The following is a 730-nucleotide window of genomic DNA, read 5'->3' on the forward strand; positions in this document are numbered from 1 at the left end:
GTTAATTAAACTCGCGCACAATTGAATCATGGCTTCAAAACTCGTATCTGTTTTACAACTACGCATCGCTATACGTTTAAATTCTTTTAACATACAGAAATAGTTTTCAATGAGATGACGCCATTTATACATAATCGTATCAAATGCTCTCATTACTTTCCGATTAGATTTAGGTGGGATCACCACTTTCACTTTACGTTCATTGAGTTCTTGGATGAGCCAATCTGCATCAAATGCTTTATCCGCTAGTAATGCTTGAAAATCAACAGCTTCGATTAAAGGTTTGGTTTCTACTAAATCGTGATATTGACCAGGCATTAATCGAAACTTAATGAGGTTGCCTAGACTATCCACTAAGGCAAGAATTTTACAGGTCATTCCACCTCGAGATTTACCTATAGACTGTTTGAAAGTCCCCCTTTTGCACCTTGGCCATGTCGATGAACTTTAACAATCGTTCCATCAATCATGGCGTATTCCAAATCAACATCTTCATTTACAGATGCAAAAATAGTTTCAAATACACCAGCTTTCACCCAATCACGGTATCTTTTAAAGACGGTATTCCATTTACCAAAATGAGGAGGTAGATCACGCCATGGACTGCCTGTACGGGCAATCCATAGGACTGCTTCTAAGAATAATCGATTATCTTTTCCACTACGACCTCGATCGGTCACTTTACCTAGGCAAAAAGGTTCCATTTTTGCCCATTGGGCATCAGTAAGTA

General features: G+C 38.5%; 1 protein-coding gene. It reads right to left on the minus strand.

Going from position 1 to position 730, the window contains the following annotated elements; translation table 11 throughout:
* Nucleotides 1-704, minus strand: a protein-coding gene (locus N5J47_RS18095; protein WP_279997007.1) for an IS5 family transposase whose coding sequence is annotated in 2 segments (ribosomal slippage) — nt 1-407 and nt 407-704 — 705 coding nt annotated over the 2 segments. Because the reading frame shifts where the segments join, the coding sequence is not laid out codon by codon here. This gene is flagged as partial in the annotation.
* Between the last annotated feature and the right edge of the window lie 26 nt (nt 705-730).

The sequence above is a fragment of the Acinetobacter sp. GD03645 genome (assembly GCF_029845285.1).
In the GTDB taxonomy this organism is placed as follows: domain Bacteria; phylum Pseudomonadota; class Gammaproteobacteria; order Pseudomonadales; family Moraxellaceae; genus Acinetobacter; species Acinetobacter corruptisaponis.